Genomic DNA, 828 nt, shown 5'->3' with positions numbered 1-828 from the left:
ACTCGAATGCAAAACGCATTTACGAACCGATATAACTAACAACGGAGTTGGTCGTGAAAAAACTACTATTGGCTACAGCAGTGGTCGCAGCAGCGGGGGCCGCTGGGTACCTGTACCAAAATAACCTTCCTCAGAGCGGTTCAAGCTCACTATTGGCGCAAATCCCAGCCGATTCGCTCGTAGTTACTTTCCAAACAGAACCTTTCAAACACTACGAATATGTGAACGCGTTTGGCTCTGCCAATCAAATGACCATGTCTGATATGTTTGTTGGTGAGCAGCTGTCACCAAAAGAGCAGTTTGCGATCGATCTGTTTGACGGATACTTAAAAAGTGCTGCGTCGCCAGAAACTTTGAAAGCGTACTTAGGTACAGGCGATGAGATCAACCCAGTGCTTTACACGCTCGGTATGGTGCCAGTTTACAAACTGCCAATCGAGAATCCAGAGGCGCTTTGGAAAACGTTGGATCACGAAGAGCAAATGAGCGGCGTGACACACGAAAAAGTGAAGCTGGGTACGGTGGAGTACCGTCGTTATGAAATGACGGATGCAGTAGATCCGCAAGATGGCATTGGCTTAGTTGTGGCGGTTATCGACAACGTGCTAACCGTGACGGTGGATATCGCGGAGTTGGGTGATCTTAACCCGTTGAAAATGGCGCTGGGTCTTGAGTCTCCAACCCAATCATTAGCGGATAGTGGTCGTGCTGAAGCCATCCAAACTCAGTATGGTAAAAACAACAACTCTTTTGGCTACATCGACCATCGTGAAATCATCAAAGGTTTAACCACTGTTGATGGCAACATGTTTGCTCGTCAATTAACTC

Annotated in this window: 1 pseudogene; it reads left to right on the top strand. The window is 47.3% G+C overall.

The features are described from left to right. Positions 1 to 53: 53 nt before the first annotated feature. Positions 54 to 828: pseudogene (locus R7R24_RS25820) on the top strand (hypothetical protein); the annotation flags it as partial.

It is taken from the genome of Vibrio sp. 704 (assembly GCF_033339295.1).
This window is presented reverse-complemented; position numbering and strand designations above follow the sequence as displayed.